Source organism: Sporomusa sp. (assembly GCF_057736855.1).
The window spans coordinates 1-5,003 of the sequence record NZ_JBYKYF010000232.1 but is presented as its reverse complement, the minus strand read 5'-3'; the positions used below and the strand labels follow the sequence as shown (position 1 = coordinate 5,003).

Sequence of the window (5,003 nt, the reverse complement as noted above, 5' to 3'; positions counted from 1 at the left end):
GAATCAGCAAACTAAAATGATGATGATTTTTATGCCGTTATTTATCGGCTATATTAGTATGTCATTTCCTGCAGGATTAGTACTGTATTGGGTTGTTAGTAATATATTCCAAATATTTCAACAGTGGTTTATGTATCGCAATAGTCCGTCCGTTGTTCGGGAGGAGGTACGTTAATTTATGGCTGGCAAGCTTACTGTTATCGAAAAGACGGGAAAGACAATTGACGAGGCAATTGAAAATGCATTAGCAGAATTAGAAGTAAGCCGGGATCGAATTGATTATGAAGTTTTGGAGGTTCCAAGTAAAGGAATTTTTGGCTTTATTGGTTCAAAACTGGCTAAAGTACGAGTAACTGTTCGGGCGATTGACCCGGTAGAAGAAGCTAAACAGTTTTTAGCGAACATATTTAAAGCTATGAACATTAATGTATTCATGGAAAAAATGAGTCATAGTGATCATGTTGTTATCAATTTACGCGGCGAAGACTTAGGTGTGTTGATTGGTAAACATGGACAAACACTCGACGCACTGCAATATTTAACTAATCTAGCTGCTAATAAAGACGCTGAAGAACGCTGTCGGATTATTCTTGATGTGGAAGATTATCGTAAACGGCGCGCCGAAACACTGTCTCGTCTGGCTACACGGCTGGCGGATAAAGTTAAGCGCCGGGGAGAACGGGTGGTACTTGAGCCAATGAGTCCCCTGGAACGCAAGATTATTCATATGGCTCTTCAGAATGATAACAAAATTGTTACTTATAGTGAGGGCGATGAGCCTTATCGTAAGGTCGTAATTGCTTTAAAAAATAGCAATAAATAAAAAAACCGGGGAATATCCCCGGCTTTTTTTGGTATGCCAGACGTTTAAATATTTGGATGGCTATAATAACCACTAAGGCTTTTTGCACAATTCACCTGGATGGCGCTGATGCCAATGGTGTAATCGCAAAAAAATTTTTTAAAGCAGGTGAAGAATAGCAGTGATTTTTTAGTCTGCAAGTAATATTCGTTGCAATTGGCCACCACATTCGCAGTTTTCTTCGATAGGTGCATTGTCGGTGTAATCTTCTGATATATATTGGCAGGCGGTGCAGCTTGTTTTGAGTTTTATTAAATATCGACCAGCCGCTTGGGCCTGATTTATGGCTACGATAATGGTGTTTAGAGATTCTTTTGATATAGTAAAAACAGCGTTTTGGTAACCATGGATATCTTGATATTTTACTATCACATTTGCTTCTGGTGATGTTATCGATGATGAAACGTCGATAACATAGTCATATGGGATAATTAACCAGCGAGATAGAGTATCACCAGTAGGCTTGTCAATAAAATATATGGCATGACTGGTGATGATGAATGCGCCGTTTTCTCCTGCGAAACTGGCTCGAACAATATGATAAATAGTCTCTCCTAACCAAAGATTATTAGGAACATTGATCAACAGTGACTGGAGATCTAAATGGAGCTTGTCAAAGTTACGGTATAGACGATAAAGTGGCAGAACTGGCGGTATATTTTCTGGCAGAACAGTGATTGCGGCATATTCATCTTTAAAAGCTTTAAGTACTGGAAGAATATTATTTGTATTACCTTTGTAAATAATGATCGATGGTATAGTAGCAAGCGCAAGTTTAATAGCTGCTGACCCGCGGAGTAATACTTTTTCTAGACGACGACCCAGATTTTCTCGGCGTGAGCAATATTTTAAAATAACATTGTAATAGTTGGGCTTACAGTTCAATATAGGTACCTCGCTTTCTCCAAAGATTGCGTACCGCTTTAAATAGCTTAGTGAAAAATGGCCACTCCAGCAAATGAGTAGCCATTGATAGTACTACTATAAAATTAAGTTGTCAACAACTTCTATGAGCTGGCTAATTTCGGGTTTTGATACCTGTCCATCAGCACCAATGGATTCACCTTTTAAGCGCATTTCTTCATTAATAAGGGAAGAAAAGATGACGACGGGTATGTGTTTGGCTTTTTCATGTTCTTTTATTCGTTTTGTGAGATGGTGACCGTCCATTTGCGGCATTTCAATATCTGTTATTACTAATTGAATTGTATTTTCAAGCGGATTTCCGGCTATAATTATTTGTTCAATTTTATTCCAGGCTTCTTGTCCATTTTCTGTTAAGATTATATTGCTATAACCGGCAGAATGTAGTGTACTTAATAGCAGATCACGAAGCATTTTTGAATCTTCTGCGATCAAAACTGTTTTGTGTCTGCGGTTCTCGAATATCGGTGTAGTGGTTGGATTTATTTGCCTAAACTTCACATTCATTTCCGGATTGATGTCTGCTACTATTTTTTCAAAATCCAGCAGAACGACCATTTTTTCTGTCATTTTTATAATGCCAACAACCATATCCGAGTTTGCGATATGGGGTGGTGGTTCCATGGCTGTCCAGGAGATGCGATGAATGCGCGATACTTCATCTACAAGAAAAGCTACATAATAGTTGTTTAGTTCACTGACAATAACTTTGGGTGAAGTGGTTGTTGATTGGTTGCCTAGGCAACGTGGCAGATTAACCAGTGGCATAACGCGCCCGCGCAAAGTGAAGATGCCGTCAACCCAGGGATGAATATTAGGCATTTGAGTGACAGGAACCGGATTAATAACTTCTCTTACTTTAGCAACATTTATTCCATAACTGACAGGACCAATTGAAAATTCTACGATTTCAAATTCGTTTGTTCCTGTTTCCAGTAAAATCCCCTTTTTATTAGACATTTTGACGACCCTTCTTTCTGCTTATATCGCGATTTAGTACTAGACTATAGATGGTTCGAATAGTAGGCTAGTAAATATTTCTATGTTAATAATTACTTTACCTGCTATTACTTATAAATAATAATAATTTTTTATAAGTATTAATTGATTACGTATGAGAATACTATAGTGATTGGTATATTTTGCAGGAAATTCAGGGCTAGCAGGGAATTTTATACTTTTGCGGTCTTTTATATAAAATGCATATAAGAATATTATGAGAATATTATAAACGTTGGCGGCGTTATAGATTGGCAGCTTGGCTATTAGACATGACTTTGGCTTTGCTAACAACATATATACCTGCCTGCCGTAATTAACGCATGATATCGGAATAAGGAGTGAAAATACTTTGAGTGTAGTGACACATGAAGATACGATTAGCGCAATAGCTACTGCCATTGGGGAAGGCGGCATCGGTATTATCCGGATGAGTGGCAATAAAGCCATAGCCATTGCTGACAAGCTGTTTATCAGCAATGCAGGGAAAAAAGTCGTCAATTCTCCGTCACATCAAGTTCTGTATGGGAATATTATTGATCCGTTGAGTGGTGAAACGATAGATGAAGTAATTTTATTGATAATGCGTGCTCCTAAATCATATACTTGCGAGGATGTCGTAGAAATTCAATGCCATGGAGGTCCTGTTCCATTAAAACGTATTTTGGATTTGACACTTGCTCAAGGAGCGAGATTGGCAGAGCCGGGAGAATTCACAAAACGCGCCTTTTTAAATGGCCGGTTGGATTTGGCGCAGGCTGAAGCGGTTATTGACATCATTAGATCAAAAACAGATGCATCACTCAAGGTAGCAGTTGGTAATTTATCAGGACGTTTATCTGAACAAGTGCGGATGTTGCGCCATTCCATTTTACAAATGATTGCCCAGTTAGAAGCAGCTATTGATTATCCGGAAGAAGATATTGAAGAGGCAACGGCTGCTGATGTCGCTCAATTAATTGGTGAAGCTAAAAGTCAGCTTGCGGCACTATTGGCTACTGCTCAAACCGGGCGAATTTTACGAGAAGGTCTGGCAACCGTTATTATTGGTAAACCTAATGTGGGTAAATCAAGTTTATTAAATGCATTGTTACGGGAAAAGCGGGCTATTGTTACCGATATTCCCGGTACCACCCGGGATATTATTGAAGAATATGTTAATATTGGTGGTGTGCCGTTAAAAATTATTGATACAGCCGGTATTCGCGACACGGCCGATGTGGTGGAGAAAATCGGGGTAGAACGGGCCAAAGCCTTAGTAGATCAGGCGGATTTAATTTTGTTATTATTGGATTCATCAACACCGTTGTCATCAGAAGATCGATTGGTATTAGAGCTTTTACCAGGTAAACAAGCCATTATCCTGATTAATAAAAGTGATTTACCAGCCCGGCTGGAGATGGAAGAAGTAAAGAAATATACTGGAGATCGACTGATATTAAAAATATCGGTTGCCAAAGAAGAAGGACTTTCCACACTTGAGCAGGCGATTGTTAAAATGGTATATGCTGGCCAAGTTAGCCAAACAGAAGCTGCGTTTGTTAATAATGTCCGTCATAGTGCAGCGCTGCGAGCAGCGATGGAACGGCTGCGTGATGCAGAAGCTACGATTGAGGCTGGTATGCCATCAGATTGTATTGTTGTTGATTTACGGGCGGCTTGGGAGAAACTAGGCGAGGTTACTGGCGATACCGTAGGGGATGATATCATAGATCAGATATTTTCGCAGTTTTGTATTGGTAAGTAATAAAGAGGTGAGAATATTGTTTCAAGCAGGAATTTATGATGTAGTGGTTATTGGTGCCGGACATGCCGGCTGTGAAGCGGCGTTGGCAGCAGCGCGGCTGGGTTGCCGGACATTGATTACTACCCTGAGTATGGATAATATCGCTATGTTGCCGTGTAACCCTGCGATCGGCGGACCTGCCAAAGGTCATTTGGTGCGGGAAGTTGACGCGCTTGGTGGCGAAATAGGGATTAATACAGATAAAACTTGTATTCAAATGCGTATGCTTAATACTGGCAAAGGGCCGGCTGTTCATGCACTGCGGGCGCAAGCTGACAAGCGTTTATATCAGGCTGCCATGAAGCATACACTTGAGAACCAACCAAACTTGGATGTCAAACAAGCTATGATTGACAATATTCTTGTGGAAAATGGTCAGGTTCCTGTAGCAATCACAACACATTTTGCTGTATAGATTTCCCCTAGCTCAGT

The 5,003-nt window shown here is 40.0% G+C and carries 6 protein-coding genes; 4 read left to right on the top strand and 2 right to left on the bottom strand.

The genetic code is table 11. The features are described from left to right. Both AC29Z1_RS13395 and jag read left to right on the top strand, forming a co-directional pair. Positions 1-175, top strand: a 175-nt coding sequence (locus tag AC29Z1_RS13395; RefSeq protein ID WP_488271958.1) for a YidC/Oxa1 family membrane protein insertase, incomplete at its 5' end; no start/stop codon positions are given. A gap of 3 nt (positions 176-178) precedes the next feature. Next, positions 179-823 (top strand): RNA-binding cell elongation regulator Jag/EloR, encoded by a 645-nt coding sequence (gene jag, locus AC29Z1_RS13390; RefSeq protein WP_488271955.1) that lies wholly within the window; start codon positions 179-181, stop codon positions 821-823. Between the two features lie 168 nt (positions 824-991). Here the strand turns inward: jag and AC29Z1_RS13385 are convergent, their stop codons facing one another. Together AC29Z1_RS13385 and AC29Z1_RS13380 are read right to left on the bottom strand one after the other, a co-directional pair. After that, on the bottom strand, positions 992-1,747 hold the full coding sequence (locus AC29Z1_RS13385; RefSeq protein ID WP_488271954.1) for a hypothetical protein: 756 nt from the start codon (positions 1,745-1,747) through the stop codon (positions 992-994). A gap of 96 nt (positions 1,748-1,843) precedes the next feature. After that, entirely contained in the window at positions 1,844-2,746 is a 903-nt protein-coding gene (locus tag AC29Z1_RS13380) for a chemotaxis protein (RefSeq protein ID WP_488271953.1), read from the bottom strand. A gap of 400 nt (positions 2,747-3,146) precedes the next feature. On the opposite strand from AC29Z1_RS13380, the gene mnmE reads away from it, so the two are divergent. Then, positions 3,147-4,532, top strand: a complete 1,386-nt coding sequence (gene mnmE / locus AC29Z1_RS13375; RefSeq protein ID WP_488271957.1) for a tRNA uridine-5-carboxymethylaminomethyl(34) synthesis GTPase MnmE — start codon at positions 3,147-3,149, stop codon at positions 4,530-4,532. A 16-nt stretch (positions 4,533-4,548) separates the two neighbouring features. Continuing rightward, positions 4,549-4,986: an FAD-dependent oxidoreductase gene (locus AC29Z1_RS13370; RefSeq protein ID WP_488271956.1), complete on the top strand. Its 438-nt coding sequence runs from the start codon at positions 4,549-4,551 to the stop codon at positions 4,984-4,986. Positions 4,987-5,003 lie beyond the last annotated feature (17 nt).

What these genes read in the sequence shown, in the direction of transcription:
- jag (WP_488271955.1), top strand. Translation starts at nt 179, where the DNA reads ATGGCTGGCAAGCTTACTGTTATCGAAAAGACGGGAAAGACAATTGAC.
- AC29Z1_RS13380 (WP_488271953.1), bottom strand. Translation starts at nt 2,746, where the DNA reads ATGTCTAATAAAAAGGGGATTTTACTGGAAACAGGAACAAACGAATTT.